19 protein-coding genes and 1 riboswitch are annotated in these 20,777 nt (G+C 73.5%); of the genes, 4 read left to right on the forward strand and 15 right to left on the reverse strand.

Annotated features, from left to right (window positions below; all coding sequences use genetic code 11):
- Window positions 1–114: 114 nt before the first annotated feature.
- Window positions 115–858 (reverse strand): ribonuclease activity regulator RraA, encoded by a 744-nt coding sequence (locus V8J39_RS21850; protein WP_442902625.1) that lies wholly within the window; start codon window positions 856–858, stop codon window positions 115–117.
- A 9-nt stretch (window positions 859–867) separates the two neighbouring features.
- On the reverse strand, window positions 868–2,604 hold the full coding sequence (gene araD, locus V8J39_RS21855; protein ID WP_336463095.1) for an L-arabinonate dehydratase: 1,737 nt from the start codon (window positions 2,602–2,604) through the stop codon (window positions 868–870).
- A gap of 141 nt (window positions 2,605–2,745) precedes the next feature.
- On the opposite strand from araD, the gene V8J39_RS21860 reads away from it, so the two are divergent.
- On the forward strand, window positions 2,746–3,453 hold the full coding sequence (locus V8J39_RS21860) for a GntR family transcriptional regulator (RefSeq protein WP_336463096.1): 708 nt from the start codon (window positions 2,746–2,748) through the stop codon (window positions 3,451–3,453).
- Window positions 3,454–3,474: 21 nt separating this feature from the next.
- On the opposite strand, the gene V8J39_RS21865 is transcribed toward V8J39_RS21860, so the two are convergent.
- Entirely contained in the window at window positions 3,475–4,449 is a 975-nt protein-coding gene (locus V8J39_RS21865; RefSeq protein ID WP_336463097.1) for a ParB/RepB/Spo0J family partition protein, read from the reverse strand.
- A 302-nt stretch (window positions 4,450–4,751) separates the two neighbouring features.
- Between V8J39_RS21865 and V8J39_RS21870 the strand changes: the two genes are divergently transcribed.
- Window positions 4,752–5,615 (forward strand): 3-keto-5-aminohexanoate cleavage protein, encoded by an 864-nt coding sequence (locus V8J39_RS21870; RefSeq protein WP_336463098.1) that lies wholly within the window; start codon window positions 4,752–4,754, stop codon window positions 5,613–5,615.
- A gap of 200 nt (window positions 5,616–5,815) precedes the next feature.
- Entirely contained in the window at window positions 5,816–7,117 is a 1,302-nt protein-coding gene (locus tag V8J39_RS21875) for a D-amino acid dehydrogenase (RefSeq protein WP_336463099.1), read from the forward strand.
- Here the strand turns inward: V8J39_RS21875 and cobF are convergent.
- From cobF to cbiE, 7 genes are all read right to left on the reverse strand, one after another.
- Window positions 7,114–7,854, reverse strand: coding sequence for a precorrin-6A synthase (deacetylating) (gene cobF, locus V8J39_RS21880; RefSeq protein ID WP_336463100.1), 741 nt, complete (start codon window positions 7,852–7,854; stop codon window positions 7,114–7,116). The two genes, V8J39_RS21875 and cobF, sit on opposite strands and share 4 nt — an antisense overlap.
- An 82-nt stretch (window positions 7,855–7,936) precedes the next feature.
- Window positions 7,937–8,614: an energy-coupling factor ABC transporter permease gene (locus V8J39_RS21885; RefSeq protein ID WP_336463101.1), complete on the reverse strand. Its 678-nt coding sequence runs from the start codon at window positions 8,612–8,614 to the stop codon at window positions 7,937–7,939.
- A gap of 33 nt (window positions 8,615–8,647) precedes the next feature.
- A riboswitch (cobalamin riboswitch) is annotated at window positions 8,648–8,898 on the reverse strand.
- Window positions 8,899–8,917: 19 nt separating this feature from the next.
- Window positions 8,918–9,673 (reverse strand): uroporphyrinogen-III C-methyltransferase, encoded by a 756-nt coding sequence (gene cobA, locus V8J39_RS21890; protein WP_336463102.1) that lies wholly within the window; start codon window positions 9,671–9,673, stop codon window positions 8,918–8,920.
- Entirely contained in the window at window positions 9,670–11,013 is a 1,344-nt protein-coding gene (locus V8J39_RS21895) for a cobyrinate a,c-diamide synthase (RefSeq protein ID WP_336463103.1), read from the reverse strand. The genes cobA and V8J39_RS21895 overlap by 4 nt, the downstream gene beginning before the upstream one ends.
- Complete coding sequence (gene cobM, locus V8J39_RS21900) at window positions 11,010–11,792, reverse strand: precorrin-4 C(11)-methyltransferase (protein WP_336463104.1); 783 nt, start codon at window positions 11,790–11,792, stop codon at window positions 11,010–11,012. Before cobM ends, V8J39_RS21895 begins: the two co-directional genes overlap by 4 nt.
- Window positions 11,789–12,142, reverse strand: coding sequence for a cobalamin biosynthesis protein (locus tag V8J39_RS21905; protein WP_336463105.1), 354 nt, complete (start codon window positions 12,140–12,142; stop codon window positions 11,789–11,791). Before V8J39_RS21905 ends, cobM begins: the two co-directional genes overlap by 4 nt.
- Window positions 12,139–13,314 carry a precorrin-6y C5,15-methyltransferase (decarboxylating) subunit CbiE gene (gene cbiE / locus V8J39_RS21910; RefSeq protein ID WP_336463106.1) on the reverse strand — a complete coding sequence of 392 codons (1,176 nt, stop codon included), beginning with the start codon at window positions 13,312–13,314 and terminating at the stop codon, window positions 12,139–12,141. The genes V8J39_RS21905 and cbiE overlap by 4 nt, the downstream gene beginning before the upstream one ends.
- A 1-nt stretch (window position 13,315) precedes the next feature.
- Between cbiE and V8J39_RS21915 the strand changes: the two genes are divergently transcribed.
- Window positions 13,316–14,089: a cobalt-precorrin-6A reductase gene (locus V8J39_RS21915; protein ID WP_336463107.1), complete on the forward strand. Its 774-nt coding sequence runs from the start codon at window positions 13,316–13,318 to the stop codon at window positions 14,087–14,089.
- Here V8J39_RS21915 and cobJ read toward each other — a convergent pair.
- The 5 genes from cobJ to cobN are packed head-to-tail and all read right to left on the reverse strand — an operon-like array spanning window position 14,035 to window position 20,767.
- Complete coding sequence (cobJ, locus tag V8J39_RS21920; RefSeq protein ID WP_336463108.1) at window positions 14,035–14,793, reverse strand: precorrin-3B C(17)-methyltransferase; 759 nt, start codon at window positions 14,791–14,793, stop codon at window positions 14,035–14,037. The two genes, V8J39_RS21915 and cobJ, sit on opposite strands and share 55 nt — an antisense overlap.
- Window positions 14,790–15,569 (reverse strand): precorrin-2 C(20)-methyltransferase, encoded by a 780-nt coding sequence (locus tag V8J39_RS21925; RefSeq protein WP_336463162.1) that lies wholly within the window; start codon window positions 15,567–15,569, stop codon window positions 14,790–14,792. Before V8J39_RS21925 ends, cobJ begins: the two co-directional genes overlap by 4 nt.
- An 11-nt stretch (window positions 15,570–15,580) precedes the next feature.
- Window positions 15,581–16,210, reverse strand: a complete 630-nt coding sequence (locus V8J39_RS21930) for a precorrin-8X methylmutase (RefSeq protein ID WP_336463109.1) — start codon at window positions 16,208–16,210, stop codon at window positions 15,581–15,583.
- Window positions 16,194–17,372, reverse strand: a complete 1,179-nt coding sequence (cobG, locus tag V8J39_RS21935) for a precorrin-3B synthase (protein ID WP_336463110.1) — start codon at window positions 17,370–17,372, stop codon at window positions 16,194–16,196. The genes V8J39_RS21930 and cobG overlap by 17 nt, the downstream gene beginning before the upstream one ends.
- Entirely contained in the window at window positions 17,369–20,767 is a 3,399-nt protein-coding gene (gene cobN / locus V8J39_RS21940; protein WP_336463111.1) for a cobaltochelatase subunit CobN, read from the reverse strand. The genes cobG and cobN overlap by 4 nt, the downstream gene beginning before the upstream one ends.
- Between the last annotated feature and the right edge of the window lie 10 nt (window positions 20,768–20,777).

The following is a 20,777-nucleotide window of genomic DNA, read 5'->3' on the forward strand; positions in this document are numbered from 1 at the left end:
CACTCCCCGGCGATCAGGTGCTTTCCATGCGGCGTGAAGGTCATGATCCTTCCTCCGTTCTTTCGCATTGGCAAAAATATCCCCGCCGGAGGCATCCCCGGCCGGGCCTCGGCCTCAGCGCCCGGTCTTCGCGCGCCAGTCTTCGTATTTCTTCAGGTTCTCGTCCTTCGTCGCCGGGTAGAGCCCGATGATCGGCGCGCCGCCTTGGACCTGTTCCAGCACGAAATCCTCGAAGCTCTCCATCCCGGTGCATTCCGCCGCGATCTCGTCGGCCAGATGCGCCGGGATCACCATCACCCCGTCGCCGTCGCCGACCATCACGTCGCCCGGGAACACCGCCACGTCGCCGCACGAGATCGGCACGTTGATGTCCATCGCCTCGTGCAGGGTCAGGTTCGTCGGCGCCGAGGGCTTGGCGTAATAGGCGGGCATGTCCAGCCGGCCAATGCCCTCGGCATCGCGCATGCCGGCATCGGTCACCACGCCCGCCGCGCCGCGGATCGCGAGCCGGGTGATCAGGATCGACCCCGCCGTCGCCGCCCGCGCGTCCTTGCGCCCGTCCATCACCAGCACGTGGCCGGGGGGGCAGCTTTCGACCGCGACGCGCTGCGGATGCTCGGGGTTGCGGAACACGGTGATCGGGTTGCGGTCCTCGCGCGCGGGGATGTAGCGCAGGGTGAAGGCGGGGCCGACCATGTTGGCCCCCTTCGCCGCCACCGGCACCACGCCCTGCACGAACTGGTTGCGCAGGCCGCGCTTGAACAGCGCCGTCGCGATCGAGGCGGTCGAGACCTTCATCAGCTTCGCGCGGGTCTCGTCGGACAGCGCCGGGGTCTCGATCTGGCTTTGCATCGTCATGTCGGCCTCTCAGAAGATGTCGGGTTCGCCCGCGGCGCGGCCGAAGGAGGTTTCGAGGAAGTCGAAGTCGCAGCCCTTGTCGGCCTGGGTGACATGGGTCTGGAACATCCAGCCCCAGCCGCGTTCGAACCGCGGCTCGGGCGCGACCCAGGCCGCGCGGCGGCGCGCGATCTCGGCCTCGTCGACCAGCATGTCGAGCCGGCGCGCCGGCAGGTCCAGCCGCACGATGTCGCCGGTCTTCAGCAGCGCGAGCGGCCCGCCGACATAGGCTTCGGGCGCCACGTGCAGCACGCAGGCACCGTAGGACGTGCCCGACATCCGCGCGTCCGAGATCCGCAGCATGTCGCGGTGGCCCTGCTTGATCAGCGCCTTCGGGATCGGCAGCATGCCCCATTCCGGGAAGCCCGGGCCGCCGAGCGGCCCCGCGTTCCGCAGCACCATCACCGTGTCGGGCGTGACGTCGAGATCCTCGTCGTCGACGGCCTTCTTCATCTCGGGATAGCTGTCGAAGACCAGCGCCGGGCCCTCGTGCACGTGGTACTTCGGATCGCAGGCGGCGGGCTTGATCACCGCGCCGTCGGGGCAGAGGTTGCCGCGCAGCAGCGCAAGCGACCCCTCGTGATAGACCGGGTTCGACAGCGGCCGGATCACGTCGTCGTTGTAGACCTGCGCGCCCTGAAGGTTCTCGGCCATGGTCTTGCCGGTGACCGTCATCACCGAGGTGTCCAGCCGGTCCTCGATCTGCTTCATCAGCGCGCGCAGCCCGCCCGCGTAGAAGAAGTCCTCCATCAGGTAGTCCTTGCCCGAGGGGCGGACATTGGCGATCAGCGGCGTCTCGCGTCCCAGCGCGTCGAGATCGTCGAGCGTGAGCGAGCAGCCCGCGCGGCGGGCCATCGCGATCAGGTGCACGACCGCGTTGGTCGAGCAGCCGGTGGCCATGGCCACGATCGCGGCGTTGCGGCAGGCGGCGTCGGTGACGATGCGGTCGGGCGTCAGGTCCTCCCAGACCATCTCGACGATCCGCCGCCCGCAGCCCGCCGACATCCGCTGGTGGTTGGCATCCACCGCCGGGATCGACGAGGCGCCGGGCAGCGTCAGCCCCATCGCGTCGGCGATCGCGGTCATCGTGCTGGCGGTGCCCATCGTCATGCAGGTGCCGTGCGACCGGGCGATCCCGCCCTGCACGCCCAGCCATTCCTCGTCGCTGATGTTGCCCGCGCGGCGTTCGTCCCAGTATTTCCACGCGTCCGAGCCCGAGCCGAGGATCTTGCCCGCGTAATTGCCGCGCAGCATCGGCCCGGCCGGCAGGTAGATCATCGGCACACCCGCCGACAGCGCCCCCATCACCAGGCCCGGCGTGGTCTTGTCGCAGCCGCCCATCAGCACCACGCCGTCGAACGGGTGCGACCGGATCATCTCCTCGGTCTCCATCGCCAGCATGTTGCGATAGAGCATCGAGGTCGGCTTGGTGAAGCTCTCGTCGACCGACAGCGACGGCATTTCGACCGCGAAGCCGCCGGCCTGCGCCACGCCCCGCTTCACGTCGGCGGCGCGTTCGCGGAAGTGGCCGTGGCAGGAATTGATCTCGGACCAGGTGTTCAGGATGCCGATGAGCGGCTTGCCCAGGAACTCGTCCTCGGAATAGCCCAGCTGGTTCATCCGGCTGCGGTGGCCGAAACTGCGCAGGTCGTCGGGCGCGAACCATCGCGCGGACCGGAGCTCGCCGGCCGTCTTAACTGTCGCCATGTTCCTCTCCTTCGCATCGGAATCGGGATCGATGCGCTCCGCAGATACTAATATTTCAGTTACGCATGCATATCAATACCCCAATCGCTGTTGCCTGCGTCTCAGGCAGCGTCTAGATTTGTGGGCCATCAGGAGACGCGCATGACCACTGCCCTTGCCGAAAGCTTCGGACTGACGTCGCCGCTGGTGCAAAGCGGCACGACGGTGCAGCGCATCTATGGCGACCTGCGCCAGCGCATCATCACGCTCGACCTCGCGCCCGACACGACGCTGGCGCGCAACGAGCTGGCGGCAGGATACGGCGTCAGCCAGACCCCGGTGCGCGAGGCGTTGCAGCTGCTGCGCCAGGAGGGGCTGGTGTTCATCTTCCCGCAGTCGAAGACGGTGGTGACCCGGATCGACGTGCCCAAGGTCTACGAGGCGCATTTCCTGCGCCTTGCGCTCGAGACCGAGGTCTGCCGGCGGCTTGCCGTGGCCGACAACGGCGCGATCCTCGCCCGGGCGCGGTCGATCATCCGCATGCAGGAGGCGATCGCCGAGGACATGAGCCAGATCGCGCTGTTTCAGGAACTGGACGAGCTGTTCCATCAGACGCTGTTCGCCGGCGTCGGCCAGACCGGGCTGAACCACCTGTCGCGCGAACGCTCGGGCCATCTCGAACGGATCCGCCGGTTGCACCTGCCCGAGACGGGCAAGGTGCTGTCGATCCTGGCGGGGCACAACGACATCGTCGCGGGCATCGCCTCGGGCGATCCCGAACAGGCGATGCGCGCGGTGCGCGACCATCTCAGCCAGACCGTGGCCCGGGTCGAGATCCTGCGCCAGGAATTCCCGCAGTACTTCGCCTGACCCGCGCCCGGCGGGCCGGCCTCAGCCTCGGAACCGGTGCTCGAGATAGGCCTCGAGCGCGGCGCGCAGCGCGGCCTCGGACAGGCTGTCGGAAAATTCCAGCGTGACCGACCGGCCCTTGCGGCGCATGACCACGCCGCTTTCGTGCTGGCTGCGGCGGAACACCAGCCCGCGCACGCCCTTGTCGGGCTTGGGTCCCTTCCAGGCGCCGCGCAGCCGCGACAGCACCCGCGCGGTGTGCACCGCGTCGCCCTCGCCGCGGCGTGCGCGCTCCTGCTCGCGGGCGATGGCGCGGGCCTCGGCGATCACCTTGTGCTCGGCCTCGGCCAGCATCGGGCGCAGCGCGCGGGCATGCAGTTCCTTCAGCTCGCCGGCGCTGGCGAAGGCCTCGACGATCTCGGCCGGCAGCCGTGCCAGCTGCAGATAGCGCGACAGCCAAGCCTCCGACACCTCGAGCCGCTGCGCCATCGTGCGCTGCCGCCCGCCGTAATAAAGGTCGAGCGCGTCGGCATAGTCGCGCGCGCGTTCAAGGTCCGACAGGTCCTTGCGCTCGCGGTTCTCGATGTCGGCCAGGCGGAACGCCTCTTCGTCGGCCAGGCCGCGCTCCTCGACCAGGTACAGGAACCCCAGCCCCTGTGCCCGCAGCCAGCTGACGGCGAAATGCCGGCGCGCGCCGCAGATCACCTCGAACAGCGCGCCGCCGCGCGCGGCCGAGGCCTCGGGCGACAGCCGGCGCACGACGGCCGGGAATTCCTGCCGTCCCTGCGCGCGCATCGAATCGATCAGCTCGCGGCAGCTCTCCGGGGTCAGCTTGTCATAGGCGCGGTTGTGGCGGCCCCACATCACGCAGGTGGCGGGATCGACCCAGGACAGCCGCGCCGGCGCGCCCGCCGGGGCATCGCCGGCGGTCCCGTCGGGGCCGCCCTCCGGCGCGGTGCCAAGACCGCTCAGGATCTGGTCGAAGACGTCGTCATCGTCGCGGCTGGTCACGGCCATGTCCTTTCGCCTCGTCCTTCCACCTTGCCCGGCATCCTGGTCAACGCGATCCTAACAAATCCGCAGCAGGGCGCACGTCCCGCTTGCGCCGACGGCCCGCCCGCCCCGCCGGACCCTTGCGACCCGTTCCCGCACGGCATCCCCGCCCGGCCTGCTGCACGGCCTGCCCGCGCGGCACCCGGGGCGGGCGCGGCGCCGGTGCGGTGCTGCAAGGCCTTGCGCCCGAAGCGCAAAGCGGTGTTCCCTTGCCCGGCGACGGCCCGGGCACGTCCCGGACCCCCGGCCCGACCAGGAGACATGCGATGACCAGCCCGACCCCCTCCGCCGCCACGCCGCCGTGCATCATCTGCGTCGCGATCACCGGATCGCTGCCGACCAAGGACAACAACCCCGCGGTGCCGATCACGATCGCCGAACAGATCGAGTCGACGCACGAGGCCTTCGAGGCCGGCGCCACCATCGCCCACTGCCACGTGCGCGACGACGAGGGCAAGCCGACCTCGGACCCCGAGCGCTTCGCGCGGCTGAAAGAGGGGCTGGAGACGCACTGCCCCGGCCTGATCGTGCAGCTGTCGACCGGCGGGCGCTCGGGCGCGGGGCGGACGCGCGGCGGGATGCTGCCGCTCGGGCCAGACATGGCCTCGCTCTCGGTCGGCTCGAACAACTTCCCGACCCGGGTCTACGAGAACCCGCCCGATCTGGTCGACTGGCTGGCCGCCGAGATGCTCGCCCATGACATCAAGCCCGAGATCGAGGCCTTCGACCTGTCGCACATCGTGCAGGCCACGCGGATGCAGGCCGACGGCCGGCTGAAGGGCCCGCTCTACGTGCAGTTCGTGATGGGGGTGAAGAACGCGATGCCGCCCGACGAGCCGATCTTCGATTTCTACATCGAGACGCTGAAGCGGCTGGCGCCCGACGCGCAGTGGTGCGCCGCCGGCATCGGCCCGGCGCAGCTGACGATCAACGAATGGTCGATCGCCAAGGGCGGCCACACCCGCACCGGCATGGAGGACAACGTCCGCCTCGACCGCGAGCGGCTCGCGCCGTCGAACGCGGCGCTGGTGCGCCGGGCGGTGGATCTGTGCGCGAAATACGACCGGCCGGTCGCGACCTGGCAGCAGGCGCGCCAGATCCTCGGCCTGCGGATGCCCGTGGCGGGCTGATCGCCGCCGATTCGGACGATCGGCGGGACAGGCTTCGGCCCGTTCCGCCGGATGTCGAAGAAGCTTCGACGATCCGGCCTTGTCCGCGCAAGCCTGTCGCGCCGCAGCGGGCGGCGGCGGGCGCATTTGCCAAGATATTTCCCGCTCCTCGGATATCCTTTTGCCAACGCAACATCGGCATCGGATCGGGGATCATCGCCATGCGCATCGTGGTACTGGGGGCAGGGGTCATCGGCGTCACCACCGCGTGGGAGCTTGCACAGGCCGGCCACGAGGTCACCGTGATCGACCGCCAGCAGGGCCCCGCGCTCGAGACGAGCTTTGCCAACGCGGGCGAGGTCAGCCCCGGCTATTCCACCCCCTGGGCCGCGCCGGGCATCCCGCTGAAGGCGCTGAAGTGGATGTTCCAGAAGGACGCGCCGCTGATCCTGAACCTGGCGCCCGACCGGCTGAAGCTGACCTGGCTGGGCGAGATGCTGGGCAACTGCACCTCTGCCGCCTACGCGGTCAACAAGTCGCGCATGACCCGCCTTGCCGAATACAGCCGCGATCGGCTGGACAGCCTGCGCGCCGCCACCGGCATCACCTTCGACGACCGCCAGCAGGGCACGCTGCAGGTGTTCCGCTCCGAAAAGCAGATCGAGGCGGTGCAGAAGGACATCAAGGTCCTGAAAGAGGACGGCGTCGCCTTCGAGGAACTCGACCGCGCCGGCTGCCTCGCGGTCGAACCCGGCATGGCCGGCGCGGCGCATCTGATCGCGGGCGGGCTGCGGCTGCCCAACGACCAGACCGGCGACTGCTTCAAGTTCTCGAACCGCCTGGCCGAGATGGCGGCGGCGGCGGGCGTGGCATTCCGCTGGGGCGTCGGCATCCGCCGGCTGGTGGCGCGCGCGGGCCGGATCGACGCGGTCGAGACCGACCGCGGCCTGATCCACGCCGATGCCTTCGTGCTGGCGCTCGGGTCGCATTCGCCGGCGCTGACCGCGCCGCTGGGGTTCCGGCTGCCGATCTACCCGGTCAAGGGCTACTCGCTGACCGCGCCGATCCTTGATCCGTCGCGCGCCCCGGAATCGACGGTGATGGACGAGACGTTCAAGATCGCGATCACCCGGCTGGGCGAGCGGATCCGCATCGGCGGCCTGGCCGAGATCAACGGCTTCGACCAGTCGCTGAACCTCAAGCGCCGCGGCACGCTGGAACGCTCGGCCGGCAGCCTGTTCGTCGGCGGCGGCGACCTGAAGGCCGCCAGCTTCTGGACCGGCCTGCGCCCGATGACGCCCGACGGCACCCCGGTCGTCGGCCGCTCGCCGGTCGAGAACCTGTGGCTGAACACCGGCCATGGCACGCTGGGATGGACGATGTCGGCGGGCTCGGCCCGGGTGCTGGCGGACCTGATCTCGGGCCGCGCGACCGACATCGACGCAAGCGACCTGGGCTTTGCCCGCTACGTGAAGACCGCGGCCAGCCTTGCCCGGGCGCGCGGCATCGCACAGCCGGCCTAGGCGCGGCGCATCAGGTAGATGTCCATGATCCAGCCGTGGCGCGCCCGCGCCGCGGCCCGCGTCTGCAGGATGCGGTCCGACACCTCGGACAGCGGGCCCGAGATGCTGATCTCCTCGGTCATGCCGGCATAGGCCGACCACCAGATCTCCACCCCCGCGGGCGGCACGGCCGCGAAGGCGCCGCCCGCGTCCAGCATCACCACCACCGTGTCGACGCCAGCGGGCCAGCCCTCGTCGCGCAGCCGCCGCCCGGTGGTGACCACGAAGGGCTTGCCGACCTCGTTCAGCGGGATGCGGTGCGCGGCGCACAGCGCCTGGATCGAGGTCACGCCCGGGATCACGTCGACCGTCACCGGCCGCACCGCGGCCAGCCGCCCGGCGATGCGCAGGGTGCTGTCATACAGCGACGGATCGCCCCAGACCATCAGCGCCACCCTCGCCGGGCCGGGGCCGATCGCCCGGTCCCAGACCGCCGCGATGCGGTCGTGCCAGTCGGCGACGCGGGCCTCGTAGGCGGGGATCGCGGGATCGCGGACGGGCAGCGGGAACGGCCGCAGCCGGCCGGTGTCGCCGATCACCTCGGCCGCGATCGCGCGGCGCAGGTCGGCAAGGTCGGCCTTGTCCTCGCCCTTCTCGGGGATCAGCACGATGTCGGCCGCGCGCAGCGCCTCGGCCGCCTGGAAGGTCAGGTGCTTGGGGTGGCCGGTGCCGATGCCGACCAGCGAAAGATGGATCATGGGCCCCCCGGACATGGAACGGGCCCCGGGATCGATCCCCGGGGCCCGCAAGCGATAGACGGTTTCGCGCCAGCGCGAAAGATCAGGCGGCGTGATGCAGGCGCGGCGTCACGATGCCGGACTTCTCAAGCCCTTTCAGCGACTTGGCGCCGGCCAGCACGGCCAGGTCGACCAGCGGCTCCAGCAGCACGACCGACATGTAGGCCAGGCCGAACGACCCGATGGCGGCAAGGTTCGCGGCCTCGAAGCCCTGGCCGTAGACCGCCCAGAACCCGACCCAGGCGACGATCCCGCCCTGATAGGCGGTCGACAGCTTCAGCGCCTGGCCATAGCTCAGATCGACATAGGCGGTGCCGGGCGCGATGATCCGCGCGGCCAGCGCCCGCAGGCCGAACAGCGGCACCAGCAGCGTGGTGACGTTCATGCCGTATTGCGGCAGGTCGAAGGGCGCGAAGAACAGGCCCTGCAGCAGCAGGCCCATCGCCAGCCCGACCGCGGCCGGCGCGGCGCCGAACAGCAGGAACAGGGTCGAGCCCAGGATCAGGTGCACCTCCGAGATGCCGACGGGATGGTGCGGCAGCACTTGGAAGAAGGTGAAGACGGCGGCGGTCGCAAGGACCGAGCGCGCGGCGAGCGAGGGCAGCCCCTTCTCCAGCGCGGCCTCGGCCGTCATCTTCAGCGCGGTCGCGCCCGCGGCGGCGGCGGTGCCATAGCTCAGCAGCAGTTTCGCGCCGGTGACGACGCCATGTTCGATATGCATCAGGATCTCCTTGCCGTCACACCCGACGGCGGTCCGAGGGTCACCTCTCAGGCCGGTTTCCTGGCTCGCGGGTCGAGGGCGGACCTGCGGCCTTCCCGGGCTCCGGCGCCGAGGATCGGCGCGGCGGCTTGGCCCAGTGGCACGCGTGGCAGGCCCGCCTCACCGCATACAGTCGCGGGGGCGGCCGGGGCTTCGGGCGCCGCGATTGGGTCCGCCCTTCCCCGTTCCCGATGAAGCCCGACGCCTGGGGCGTGCTTGCGGGCACCAAAGAGATCTTCAGGTAACGCGCGCGTGAGGCGGCGGTCAAGTCCCTGCGCCGTCCTCGCCCGCGAGCGGGCCGTAAAGGATCAGCGCCGGCGCCGTGCCCGGCGCCTCGGACGCCAGCCGCGCCGCCAGCGTCGACAGCGTCATCCGCACCAGCCGCTGCTCGGGCTGGCCCACCGCCTCGGCCATCAGCGCGGGGGTGGCGGGCGACAGGCCGCGCGTCATCAGGAGCGCCGCGAAGGTCGGGAAGGTGCGCCGGCCCATGAAGACGACCGTGGTCGCCTCGGGATCGGCGAGCGCGGCCCAGTTCATCGCCTCGGGCAGGCCGCCGCTCACGTCGGCGCCGGTGATGAACTGCACCCGCCGCGCCGTCAGCCGCCGCGTCAGCGGGATCGCCGCCGCCGCCGCCGCCGCGCAGGCCGAGGGCACGCCGGGCACGATGTGAAAGCCGATGCCGGCGGCCTGCAGCGCGACGATCTCCTCCTCCAGCCGGCCGAAGATGCCGCTGTCGCCGGATTTCAGCCGCACCACCCGCAGCCCGGCCTGCGCCTGCTCGACGATCAGGCGGTTGACGTGGTCCTGCTTGGCCGAGGGCCGCCCGGCGCGCTTGCCGACGGCGATCAGCTCGGCCCCCGCGCGGGCATGGGACAGCACCGGCCCCGAGGCGAGATCGTCGAACAGCACCACGTCGGCCGCGGCCAGCCGCGCCACCGCCTTCAGCGTCAGAAGTTCGGGGTCGCCCGGGCCGGCCGAGACGAAGGCGACGGAGCCGGGAGGGAAGGGATCGGTCGTCATGTGGCCTCGGCGATCAGGTGGAAGAAGCTGCCGGTCGCGCGCCCGCCGCCGGGCAGGATGCGCGTCGATCCGGTCTCGGGCACCGCGGCGCCGGTCGCGTCGGTGACGCGCGCGAGCGGCGCATCAGGCTGCGACAGGATCGTGGCATAGTGGAATTCGTGCCCGCGCGCCCGGGCGGGCAGGCCGGGGGCGGGGGTGGCCAGCTCGGCCAGCCGATAGCCCAGGTGCATCCGGCGCCCGGCGAAGCTGGTCTCGAGCGCGAAGAGCCCGGCCATCTCGTGCCGGGTGCCGTCCTTGGCCACCAGCCCCGCCCCCATCGCCATGTAGCCCCCGCATTCGCCGTGCACGGGGCGCGTCTCGGCGAAGGCGCGCAGCCCCGCGCGGAAGCGCGCCGCGCCGGCCAGCCGTCCGGCATGCAGCTCGGGATAGCCGCCGGGCAGCCAGCAGGCGCCGGCCGAGGGATCGGGCGCCTCGTCGGCCAGCGGCGAGAACGGCAGGATCGTCGCGCCGGCCGCGCGCCAGCCCGCGACGAGATGCGGGTAGACGAAGCTGAAGGCCTCGTCGCGCGCCAGCGCGATGCGCCCGGCCGGCGGCGGCAGCGGCCGGTGGGCCGCGGCGCCCAGCGCACAGGCCCGCGCCGCGGCGCGGATCGCGTCCAGATCGCAATGCCCCGCCACCAGATCGGCCGCCGCGTCGAGGATCGCGTCGAGCCCCGCCTGCTCCTCGGCCTGCACGAGGCCGAGGTGACGCTCGGGCATCTCGATCGCGGCGAGCCGCGGCAGCGCGCCCAGCACCGCAAGCCCCGCGGCCCCGATCCCGGCGCGCAGCAGCGCCTCGTGGCGGGGCGAGGCCACGCGGTTCAGGATCACCCCCGCGATGCGGATGTCGGCGCGGAACGCGGCCAGCCCCAGCGCCACCGCACCCGCGGTCTGCGCCTGCCCCGAGGCGTCGATCACCACCACCACCGGCCAGCCGGTCAGCGCCGCAAGGTCGGCCGAGGAGCCGGTGCCGCTCTCGCCCGGGGCCGCGACCCCGTCGTGCAGGCCCATCGACCCCTCGGCGATCACCAGTTCGGCCGGCGTGTCGGCGCCGATTTCGGCCCCGGTTCCGGCGGCGATCAGCGCGCCGATCTGCCCCGCGCCCATAGCCCAGCTGTCAAGGTTGACCGAGGCCCGCCCCGTCGCCGCGCGGTGGAAGGCGGGATCGATGTAGTCCGGGCCGCTCTTGAACGCCTGCACCGCGACGCCCGCGCGGACGAAGGCGCGCGCAAGCCCCAGCGTGACCGTGGTCTTGCCGGTGCCCGAGGCGGGGGCCGAGATGATGAGGCCGGGCGCGGTCATGAGGCGTCGGGAAAGCGGGGATCGGTGCCGACGGGGCGATAGCGGCGGTCGTAGTCGCCCGCGTAAAGCCGGCTTTCGCCAAAGCCCTCGGCCGCGAGCGTCCGGCCCACGAGGATCAGCGCGGTGCGCCCCAGCGTGTCCTCGGCCGCGGCCTCGATGGTGGCGAGCGTCGCGCGCACCACGCGCTCGTCGGGCCAGCTGGCGCGCCAGACCACGGCGACCGGGCAGTCGGGGCCGTAATGCGGCGTCAGCTCCGCCACCACCTTCGGCAGCACGTGCACCGACAGGTGGATCGCCAGCACCGCGCCGGTCGCGGCGAAGTTGGCCAGCGTCTCGCCCTCGGGCATCGCGGTGGCGCGCCCCGAGGTGCGCGTCAGCACCACCGACTGCGCCTGCCCGGGCAGCGTCAGCTCGGCCCCCAGCGTGGCGGCGGCGGCGGCGAAGCTGGGCACGCCGGGGGTGACGTCATAGGGGATGCCCATCGCGCGCAGCCGGCGCAGCTGTTCGCCCATCGCCGACCAGACCGACAGGTCGCCCGAATGCAGCCGCGCGACATCCTGGCCCGCGGCATGGGCCGCGGCGATCTCGGCCATGATCTCGTCGAGGCTGAGGGGCGCGGTGTTGACGATCCGGGCGCCGGGCGGGCAATGCGCCAGCACCCCCTCGGGCACCAGCGAGCCCGCGTAAAGGCAGACCGGCGCCGCGGCGATCAGGTCGCGGCCCCGCAGCGTCAGAAGGTCGGCCGCGCCCGGTCCGGCGCCGATGAAATGCACAGTCATAGGTCTTCTCCCGGGCCAAGGGCGAGCGCCGCCGTGGCCTGTCCGTCATCCGAAATCGCCCGCGGCCCCGCCAGCCGCGCGCCCGGGCCCGCCGCCGCCAGCGCCGCCGCCTCGGCGACCGAGCCGGTGCCCTGCGCCGCCCGGCTTGCCGCGCTGTCCGTCAGCGTGCGCTGCGCGGCCAGCGCGGCGGGCGCGACGGCGATCACCGCGCGGCCCGTCAGCCGCTCCAGCGCCTCGGCCTTGGCCGCCGCCGTGGCCAGCGCCTGCGGCGCCCCGCCCGCCCGCGCCAGCGCCGAGGCGACCGAGGCCGCCGTCGCGCGCGAAGTGAAGCCCACCCCCGCCACGCTCATCCCAGCCGCCATTGCACGACCGGCCGCGCCCGGGACCAGCCGTGCAGCGGGCCCAGCGGCTCGGCCTGCGCGGTCTCGATCCGCAGCAGGCTGCCGCCGTGGCTGCCCTGCAGGTGCACCAGCAGCGCCTCGGTCTCGAGCGTGACCGCGTTCACCACGATCCGCGCCGCCGGCGCCGCCGCGCGCAGCGCCTCGAACAGCGCGAGCGAGAAGCCGCCGCCGACGAAGACCGCCTCGGGCGGCGGCAGGCCCGCCAGCGCCTCGGGCGCGCGGCCCTCGACGACGGCGATGCGGTGCGCCAGCCCGAAGGCCTCGGCATTGGCACGGATGTTCGCGGCGCGCGCGGGTTTGGCCTCGATCACCGTGGCCCGTCCCCCCGCCAGCCCCCATTCGACCGAGACCGACCCCGAGCCGCCGCCGACGTCCCACAGGTGCTCGCCCGGACGCGGCGCCAGCGCGGATAGGGTCACGGCGCGGATCGGCGCCTTGGTGATCTGGCCGTCATGGGCGAAGAGATCCTCGGGCAGGCCCGGCGCGCGCGGCAGGAACCCGGTGCCCGCGGCCTCGATCGCCATCAGGCAGGGCGCCGCGGCGGGGCTGGCGAAGGTCTCGGCGGTGGCGGCAAGGATCTCTTCGCGCGGGCCGCCAAGCGCCTGCATCACCCAGACGCGCGAGGGGCCGTGGCCGCGCGCGGTCAGCCAGCGGGCCAGCTCGGCCGGGGCCGCGCCGTCGCGCAGGGTGACGATGGCGCGCACCCCGGGCGCCAGCAGCGGGCGCAGACGTTCGAACGGCGCGGCATGCAGCCCGAGCGCGATGCAGTCCTCAAGCCGCCAGCCCAGCCGCGCGGCGGCGAGCGCGGGGGCCGAGGGCGCCGGGAAACAGCGCCATTCGCCGGGGGCGAGATCGGCGGCGAGCGTGCCGCCCGCGCCGTGCCAGAACGGGTCGCCCGAGGCCAGCACCGCGACGCGCGTGCCGCGCAGCGCCAGCACCGGCGCGGTGTCGAACGGCACCGGCCAGGGCCGCGCGCGGCCCGCGTCGATCCCGGCCAGCGCCAGGTGGCGCGGCCCGCCGAACACGGCTTCCGCCGCGTCGAGCGCGGCGCGGCTTGCCACCGACAGCCCCTCCGGGCCATCCTCGCCCAGACCGATGATCGTGACCCAGGGCTCAGCCACGATGCGCATCCTTCTTCTCGGCGGCACCACCGAGGCCAGCCGCATGGCCCGGGCGCTGGCCGATGCCCGGCGCCCCGCGATCTTCTCCTACGCCGGGCGCACCGAGGCGCCGGCGGCGCAGCCGATCCCGGTGCGCATCGGCGGCTTCGGCGGTCCCGAGGGGATGGCGGCCTACCTGCGCGACCACGCGATCAGCCACGTGATCGACGCGACCCACCCCTTCGCCGCGCGCATCAGCGCCAATGCCGTCGCCGCCTGCCGCGCCGCGGGCACGGCGCTGGTCGCGCTCGAACGCCCGGCCTGGGCGCCGGTGCCCGGCGACGACTGGACCCGCGTCCCCGATGCCGATGCCGCCGCGGCCGCGCTGCCCGAGACGCCGGCGGCGGTGTTCCTCGCGATCGGCCGCCAGTCGCTGCAGCCCTTCGCCGCGCGCGACCAGCACCGCTACCTGCTGCGCCTTGTCGACCTGCCCGAGGCGCTGCCGATCCCCAATGCCGAGGCCGTCATCGCCCGCGGCCCCTTCACGACCGAGGACGACCTCGCGCTGATGCGCGCGCATGGCATCACCCATGTCGTGGCCAAGAACGCGGGCGGCAGCGGGGCGCGCGCCAAGCTTGACGCCGCGCGGGCGCTGCGGCTGCCGGTGGTGATGATCGACCGCCCGGCGATCCCCGCGCGCCCCGTGCTCGGCACGGTCGAGGAGGTGACGCGCTGGCTGGCTCACGCGGGGGTCCCCGCCGGATCCGGACCTGCCGGCACCGAGCGCGGCGAATAGACGAAGCGCCCGGCGCGGCGGCCCAGGCTGTTGGTCACCAGCACCACGGTGCGCATGTCCGCCATCTCGGGCCGCGCCTCGGCCAGGGTCACGGTCACCAGCCGCTCGTCCGGGGTCGAGACGGCGCGGGCGAAGGTGATCAGCCGGTCCGGGCCGCAGGCATCGCGCAGGATCCCGAGCACCTTGGCAAAGCCCTCGGGGCGGGATTTCGAGCGGGGATTGTAGAAGGCCATCGCGAAATCGGCCTCGGCCGCCAGCCGCAGGCGCCGTTCGACCAGCGCCCAGGGCTTGAGGTTGTCCGACAGGTTGATCGCGCAGAAATCGTGCCCGAGCGGCGCCCCGGCGCGCGCCGCCGCGGCCAGCATCGCGGTGATGCCGGGCAGGACCTGCACGTCGAGCGTGTCATCCGCGGGCGTCAGCACCTCGAGCACCGCGGCCGCCATCGCGAAGACGCCGGGATCGCCCGAGGACACCACCACCACCCGCCGCCCGGCGCGGGCCATGTCCAGCGCGGCGCGCGCCCGCTCGGCCTCGACCCGGTTGTCGGAGGGGTGCAGCGTCAGGCCCGCGCGCGGCGCGACGCGGGCGACATAGGGAATGTAGCCGACGATGTCGGTGGCCGCATCCAGCGCCGCCGTCACCTCGGGCGTGACCATCGTCTCGGCTCCGGGGCCGAGGCCCACGACCTTGACCCAGCCGCTCATTCCGGCAGCTCCGGCCGGCGGCCGCGGCCATGCACCAGCACGATCGCGAAATAGGGGCAGTCGGCATCGGCGACCTCGGCCAGCCGCGCGACGCGCTGGCCCGGCATCGTGCCGCGCTCGACCAGCCAGGCATCGGCCAGCCGCCCGGCGGCGGCCAGCGCCCGGCGCACCTTGGGCAGGTTGCGCCCGGTCTTCATCACCACCAGCGCGTCGGCCCCGGCGGCATGGCGCGCCAGCTCGGCCTCGGGCAGGGTGCCCATCAGCACGGTCATCACGTCGTCGCCCCAGGTGATCGGCACGCCCGAGGCATGCCAGCAGCCGGCCATGCCGGGAATGCCCGGGATCACCTCGACCGGCACGCGGCCCTGCAGCCGCGAATGCAGGTGCATGAACGAGCCGTAGAAGAAGGGATCGCCCTCGCACAGCACCACGACCTCCTCGGTCGCGGCGAGGGTGGCGAGCCGCGCCGCCCAGTCGTCGTAGAACCGGGCGAGCGCGGTGACGTAGTCGGGATGATCGAAGGGGATCTCGGTCGTGACCGGGTATTCCATCGCGTATTCGATGGCTTGCGCGTCGATCATCCCCTCGACGATGCGGCGGGCCTGGCCGGCGCGGCCGGCCTTGCGGAAGAAGGCCACGTGGCGCGCGGCGCGGATCACCCGGTCGGCCTTGACCGACAGAAGGTCCGGGTCGCCGGGCCCGAGGCCCGCGCAGATCACGCGGCCGGTCACCTTGGCGACGGGCTCGTGCGGCTGGGCGGCGGGAGAGGGGGGCATCTTCACGGGCCTCACTCCTTGCGGCTGGCAAGCGCGTTGACCGCGGCCACGGTGATGGCCGAGCCGCCGAGCCGGCCCTCGACCACGACGGCGGGGCAGGGGGGCGCGGCGATCAGCGCGGCCTTCGATTCAGCGGCGCCGACGAAGCCCACCGGGCAGCCGATGATCGCGGCCGGGCGCGGGCAGGCCGGGTCTTCCAGCATGTTCAGCAGGTGGAACAGCGCCGTCGGCGCATTGCCGATCGCGACGACCGCGCCGGCCAGGTGCGGCCGCCACAGCTCCAGCGCCGCGGCCGAGCGGGTGTTGCCCATCGCCTTCGCCATCTCGGGCACCGCGGGATCGTGCAGCGTGCAGATCACCTGGTTGCCGGCGGGCAGGCGCGGGCGGGTGATGCCTTCGCTGACCATCCGCGCGTCGCACAGGATCGGCGCCCCGGCCTCGAGCGCCGCACGCGCCGCGATCGCCATGCCGGGGGTGAAGCGGACGTGGCGCTCCAGCCCGACCATGCCCGCGGCATGGATCATGCGCACCGCGACCACCTCCTCCTCGGGGGTGAACCGCGCGAGGTCGGCCTCGGCCCGGATCGTGGCGAAGCTTTCCAGGTAGATGGCGGCGCCGTCGGTTTCATAGGTATGGGGCATCGTCGTCTTCTCTGGCATGCGGTCGGGCGGTGAACAGGGCGGGGTCGGCGAGGGCCTCGGGGCCGATGTCGCGGATCTCGGGCGGGTCCGAGGCGCGGGCCTCGCGGGCGAAGTCGAAGCCGTGGGCGGTGGCGGTCAGCACGAAGGGCGCGGGGCCGGGATGGGCGCAGCCCTTGGCGCAGCCCGAGACATGCAGCAGCGCGCCCTCGGGCAGGTTGGCGGCCAGCGCCCGCCCCAGCGCCCGCGTCGGCGCCAGCGCCTGCGGGCAGCGCGGCGCGCCGGTGCAGGCGACGATGCGGCGCAGCGGATCGGCGGGATCGGTGACGACATGGGGCAGCGCGGGCAGCCGCTCGGCCCCCGCGATCAGGATCATCCGCCACGGCGTCAGCAGCAGGTCGTGGCCCATGCCCGCGATCGCCGACAGCGTCCGCGCCCGCATCTCGCCCATCGCGAAGCCGACCAGCGCGCCCTCGGGGCGCAGGCCCGGGCCCGGCGCGGGCGCGGCCTCGGCCGGCATGGCCGGGCCCGACAGCGCGGCCGGGATCCGGGCCCCGGCGGCAAGATGCGCGGCCATCCGGCCCCGGCCCTCGGGCGCGCCGCCGCTGTCGGCGAACCAGTGCGCCAGGGCGATCGCGCGGGCGGGCGCCTCGGCCTCGGTCACCGCCAGCCCGGTCTCGGCACCGTCGGCGCGCAGCAAAAGCCCGCCGTCGCGGCCACGCTCGATGCGGATGTCGGCGGCGGCCCCGGCCAGCCAGCGGCGTGCGCCGGTATCGAGCGCGAAGCCGAACTTGCCCGGCAGCGGCGGCGCGCCCGCCAGCGCGGCCTCGAGCGCGGCGGCCAGCGGCCGGGTCTCGGCGAAGGGGGTGCACAGGATGTTGCGCCGGGTCTCGGCGGCGATGTCGACATCGACCAGCCCCAGCGCGCGCAGCGCCTCGATCAGCGCCGGGTGGCTGTCGTCGGTGACGCCGCGGATCTGCAGGTTGGCGCGCGCCGACAGGTCCAGCAGGCCGTTGCCGTGGATCTCGGCGGCGCGGGCGATGCCGATGGCCTGGGCCGGGCTCAGCCGCCCGGCATGGGCGCGGATGCGCACGACCAGCCCGTCGCCCGACCGCATCGGGCGCAGCGCGCCGGGACACCAGCCCCTGATCTCGAACCCGGTCATTCCCCGCCCCCCGGCCCTGCACCCAGACCTGCCGCGATCGAGTTCGACCGGGTGTGCCACAGACCGGCCTCGGCCAAGCGGCGGAAAACGTCGCCGAGTGCGGCCAAAGCGGCGGGATTGGCGCTGGCCATGAAGGCCGTGACCTCGTCGCGGCCTAGCGTCGCCTGGTGATACAGGTCGAACAGGTGCGGCGGCACCGCCTGGGCGAGATGGGCGAAGGCGGCCATGTGCTCGGCCGTGGCCGCGATCTCGGCGGCGCCGCGGAAGCCGTGGCGCATCATCCCCTCGGCCCAGGCCGGGTTGGCGGCGCGGGCCCGGGTGACGCGGGCGATCTCCTCGGTCAGGCTGCGGGCGCGCGGGCTGTCGGGGTCGGTGTTGTCGAGGTGATAGAGGCTGGGCGCCGCGGCGCCCAGCCGGGCGGCGGCGGCGGCGAAGCCCGCCTCGTGCGCGGCATAGTCCGAGGCCAGCAGCAGGTCGGTCTCGGCCAGGTCCTGGGCATGGACGAAGGCATCGGCGCCGCGCACCCGGGTCTCGAGCGCGGCGCGCGCCTCGCGCGCTTCGCCGTCGGCGCCGATCGCCCAGGCCGAGGCGGCAAGCCAGGCCTCGCCCGCCGCCGCGCGCGCCTCGGGGGTGAAGGTGTCAAGCTCGGCGGCCATGGCGACGCCGTAAAGGCCGGGCCGGGGGCCGAAGACGCGCGCGATCCGGGCGAGATAGGGGTTGTCGGCGGGGTCCTCGTCGCGCGCGGCGAGGGCGGCGGTGCCGGTCTCGAACAGCTGCGCGAGCGTGGGGAAGATGTCGCGAAACAGCCCCGAGACCCGCAGCGTCACGTCGATGCGCGGCCGGTCCAGCAGCGCGAGCGGGATCACCTCGACCCCGGTGACGCGGCCGGTGCCGGCATCCCATGTCGGCGCCAGCCCCGCGAGGTGCAGCGCCATCGCGAAATCCTCGCCCGCGGTGCGCATCGTGGCCGAGCCCCAGAGGTCGACGACAAGCCCGCGCGGCCAGTCGCCGTGGTCCTGCAGGTGGCGCCGGACCAGCTCTTCGGCCAGCCGCACGCCCTGCGCCTGCGCGGCCTTCGACGGCACCGCGCGCGGGTCGACGGAATAGAGGTTGCGGCCCGTCGGCAGCACGTCGGTGCGCCCGCGCGCGGGCGAGCCCGAGGGCCCGGCCTCGACCCGGGCCCCGGCCAGCGCCGCGAGAAGCCCGTCGCGTTCCGCCGTGCCGCAGGCGCCCCGGCCGTAGACATGCAGCCCGTCGCCGAACCGGCTTTCCTTCAGGTCGCAGACGAAGCGGTCGATCTGCGGGATCGCCTCGGCGGCGCTGGCGGCGGCGGGGATGGCAAGGTCGGTCTCGACCCCGGCCGTCTGCGCCTCGGCGCGGATCGCGGCCACCAGCCGGTCGCGCCGCGCCGGGTCGAGGCCGTCGGCGGTGGAATATTCGTCGAGCAGCCGTTCGAGTTCGCGCAGCGCCGGCGGGGTCTGGGCGGCGACGAGCGGCGGCGGCAGGTGGCCGAGCGTCAGCGCGCCGATCCGGCGGCGGGCCTGCGCGGCCTCGCCGGGGTCGTTGACGATGAAGGGGTAGATCACCGGGATCGCGCCGGTCAGCGCCTCGGGCCAGCACTCGTCCGACAGCGCGACCGACTTGCCGGGCAGCCATTCCAGCGTGCCGTGCGCGCCCATGTGGATCAGCGCGTCGATGCCCTGCGCCTGCAGCCAGAGGTGGAAGGCGACATAGCCGTGGCGCGGGGTGCGGGCGAGATCGTGATAGCTGTCCTCGCGCGTGGCGATCTCGCCACGCTCGGGTTGCAGCGCGATGACGAGCCGGCCGCTGCGGACCGCCGGGAAGCGGAAGCTGGCGCCGTCGCACAGGGGATCGTCCTCGGGCGCGCCCCAGGCGGCGGCGAGCGCCGCGCGCAGGGACGCGGGCAGGTCGGCGAGGGCCGCGTGATATGCGGCGAGCGGCCAGTCGAGCGTCTCGTGCAGCAGCCGCCGGGCGAGGTCCTGCCCGGGTGCCGCCTCTTCACCCGCAGCCGGGCCCGCAGCCTGACCTGCAGCCTGGCCGCCCAGCTCGCCGATGTCATGCCCGGATGCTGCGAGATCGGCGATCAGCGCCTCGGCCGAGGCGAGCGCGTCGAGGCCGACGGCATGGGCGATCTGATGCGCGCGGCCGGGATAGGTCGACAGCACGAGGGCGATGCTTTTCTCATGCGCGGGAAGGGTTTGCAGCGATTGCCAATTGGCAATCCGCGCAACGGCGGCGTCGATGCGCCCGGGGTGGGCGCGGTGGGCGAAGCGCGACCACTCGAGATCGGGATCGCGGGGCGCGGGCTGCTTGAAGCTGATCACCCCGGCGCCGATGCGGCCGTCGACCTCGGGCAGGACCACATGCATCGCGAGGTCGGCGGGCGAGAGGCCGCGGTCGGACGCCGCCCAGTCGCGCGCGCGCGCCGTCGAGAGCGCGACCTGGAACACCGGCGCCGCGACCGCGTCGAACGGGGTGCGCCCCGCGCCGTCGCGGGCCGAGAAGGCGGTGGCGTTGATCACCACCGCGGGCGGGTGCGCGGCGAGGTGGGCGGCGAGCCAGGCCGCCGAGGCCGGGGCCTTCAGCGAGGGCACGAAGGCCGCATAGGCGGTGAAGCCGCGGGCCTCGAGCGCGCGGACCAGCGCCGCGACCGGGGCCATGTCGGCGGCGGTGAGATAGCTGCGGTAGACCGTGACGACCGCGGCGGGCGGGGGCGCTGCCCCCGCGCCTGCGGCGCTCCCCCGGGATATTTGGGCAAAGTCGACGAGGGGGCCGTGGTCGGGGTGCCAGAGGCCGTGATCGGGCAGGGTCTTGGCGCCGGGGGGCGGCGCGAGCCAGAGGCCGGCGGCGAGCGCGAGCTGCGAGAGCGCGGCCTCGGCCGCCAGCGCGCCGCCGGCATCGCAGAGCTGCTTGAGCCGCGAAAGCGTCGAGCCCGGCACGGTCGAGAGCGCGGCGAGGCGCGGGTCGTCCTGGCCGTCGGCGGGCAGCACCGCGAGGGCGATGCCGCGGCGGCGGGCGAGGTCCTGCAGGGTGGCGAGGCCGTAGGGCCAGTAGGCCTCGCCGCCGATCAGGCGCACGAGGATCGCCTTGGCGCCCTGCAGGGTGGTCTCGGCATAGGTGTCGGTGGAGACCGGGTGCCTGAGCGCCACGAGGTTGCACAGCCGCAGGCTGGGCACCGGGTCCGCCCCGTTTACCCCGTCTGTCCTGTCTTGTCGGTCCGCCGCGCGGGCGCGGGCCTGCCGCCAGCCCTCGGCGAAGGCGCCGAGGTCGCTGTCGGAGAAGGACAGCACCACCAGATCGCCGGGCGACTGCCCGGGATCGTAGGGGGTGGCCGTCTCGTCGAGGCCGTGGCTTTCGCGGAAGACGACGTGCATGGCGCGGCCG

The sequence above is a fragment of the Frigidibacter sp. MR17.24 genome, assembly GCF_037095655.1.
Lineage (GTDB): Bacteria > Pseudomonadota > Alphaproteobacteria > Rhodobacterales > Rhodobacteraceae > Frigidibacter.

Coding starts and splice junctions, on each gene's coding strand:
- V8J39_RS21850 (WP_442902625.1), bottom strand. CDS start 858: ATGACGATGCAAAGCCAGATCGAGACCCCGGCGCTGTCCGACGAGACC.
- araD (WP_336463095.1), bottom strand. CDS start 2,604: ATGGCGACAGTTAAGACGGCCGGCGAGCTCCGGTCCGCGCGATGGTTC.
- V8J39_RS21860 (WP_336463096.1), top strand. CDS start 2,746: ATGACCACTGCCCTTGCCGAAAGCTTCGGACTGACGTCGCCGCTGGTG.
- V8J39_RS21865 (WP_336463097.1), bottom strand. CDS start 4,449: ATGGCCGTGACCAGCCGCGACGATGACGACGTCTTCGACCAGATCCTG.
- V8J39_RS21870 (WP_336463098.1), top strand. CDS start 4,752: ATGACCAGCCCGACCCCCTCCGCCGCCACGCCGCCGTGCATCATCTGC.
- V8J39_RS21875 (WP_336463099.1), top strand. CDS start 5,816: ATGCGCATCGTGGTACTGGGGGCAGGGGTCATCGGCGTCACCACCGCG.
- cobF (WP_336463100.1), bottom strand. CDS start 7,854: ATGATCCATCTTTCGCTGGTCGGCATCGGCACCGGCCACCCCAAGCAC.
- V8J39_RS21885 (WP_336463101.1), bottom strand. CDS start 8,614: ATGCATATCGAACATGGCGTCGTCACCGGCGCGAAACTGCTGCTGAGC.
- cobA (WP_336463102.1), bottom strand. CDS start 9,673: ATGACGACCGATCCCTTCCCTCCCGGCTCCGTCGCCTTCGTCTCGGCC.
- V8J39_RS21895 (WP_336463103.1), bottom strand. CDS start 11,013: ATGACCGCGCCCGGCCTCATCATCTCGGCCCCCGCCTCGGGCACCGGC.
- cobM (WP_336463104.1), bottom strand. CDS start 11,792: ATGACTGTGCATTTCATCGGCGCCGGACCGGGCGCGGCCGACCTTCTG.
- V8J39_RS21905 (WP_336463105.1), bottom strand. CDS start 12,142: ATGAGCGTGGCGGGGGTGGGCTTCACTTCGCGCGCGACGGCGGCCTCG.
- V8J39_RS21915 (WP_336463107.1), top strand. CDS start 13,316: ATGCGCATCCTTCTTCTCGGCGGCACCACCGAGGCCAGCCGCATGGCC.
- cobJ (WP_336463108.1), bottom strand. CDS start 14,793: ATGAGCGGCTGGGTCAAGGTCGTGGGCCTCGGCCCCGGAGCCGAGACG.
- V8J39_RS21925 (WP_336463162.1), bottom strand. CDS start 15,569: ATGCCCCCCTCTCCCGCCGCCCAGCCGCACGAGCCCGTCGCCAAGGTG.
- V8J39_RS21930 (WP_336463109.1), bottom strand. CDS start 16,210: ATGCCCCATACCTATGAAACCGACGGCGCCGCCATCTACCTGGAAAGC.
- cobG (WP_336463110.1), bottom strand. CDS start 17,372: ATGACCGGGTTCGAGATCAGGGGCTGGTGTCCCGGCGCGCTGCGCCCG.
- cobN (WP_336463111.1), bottom strand. CDS start 20,767: ATGCACGTCGTCTTCCGCGAAAGCCACGGCCTCGACGAGACGGCCACC.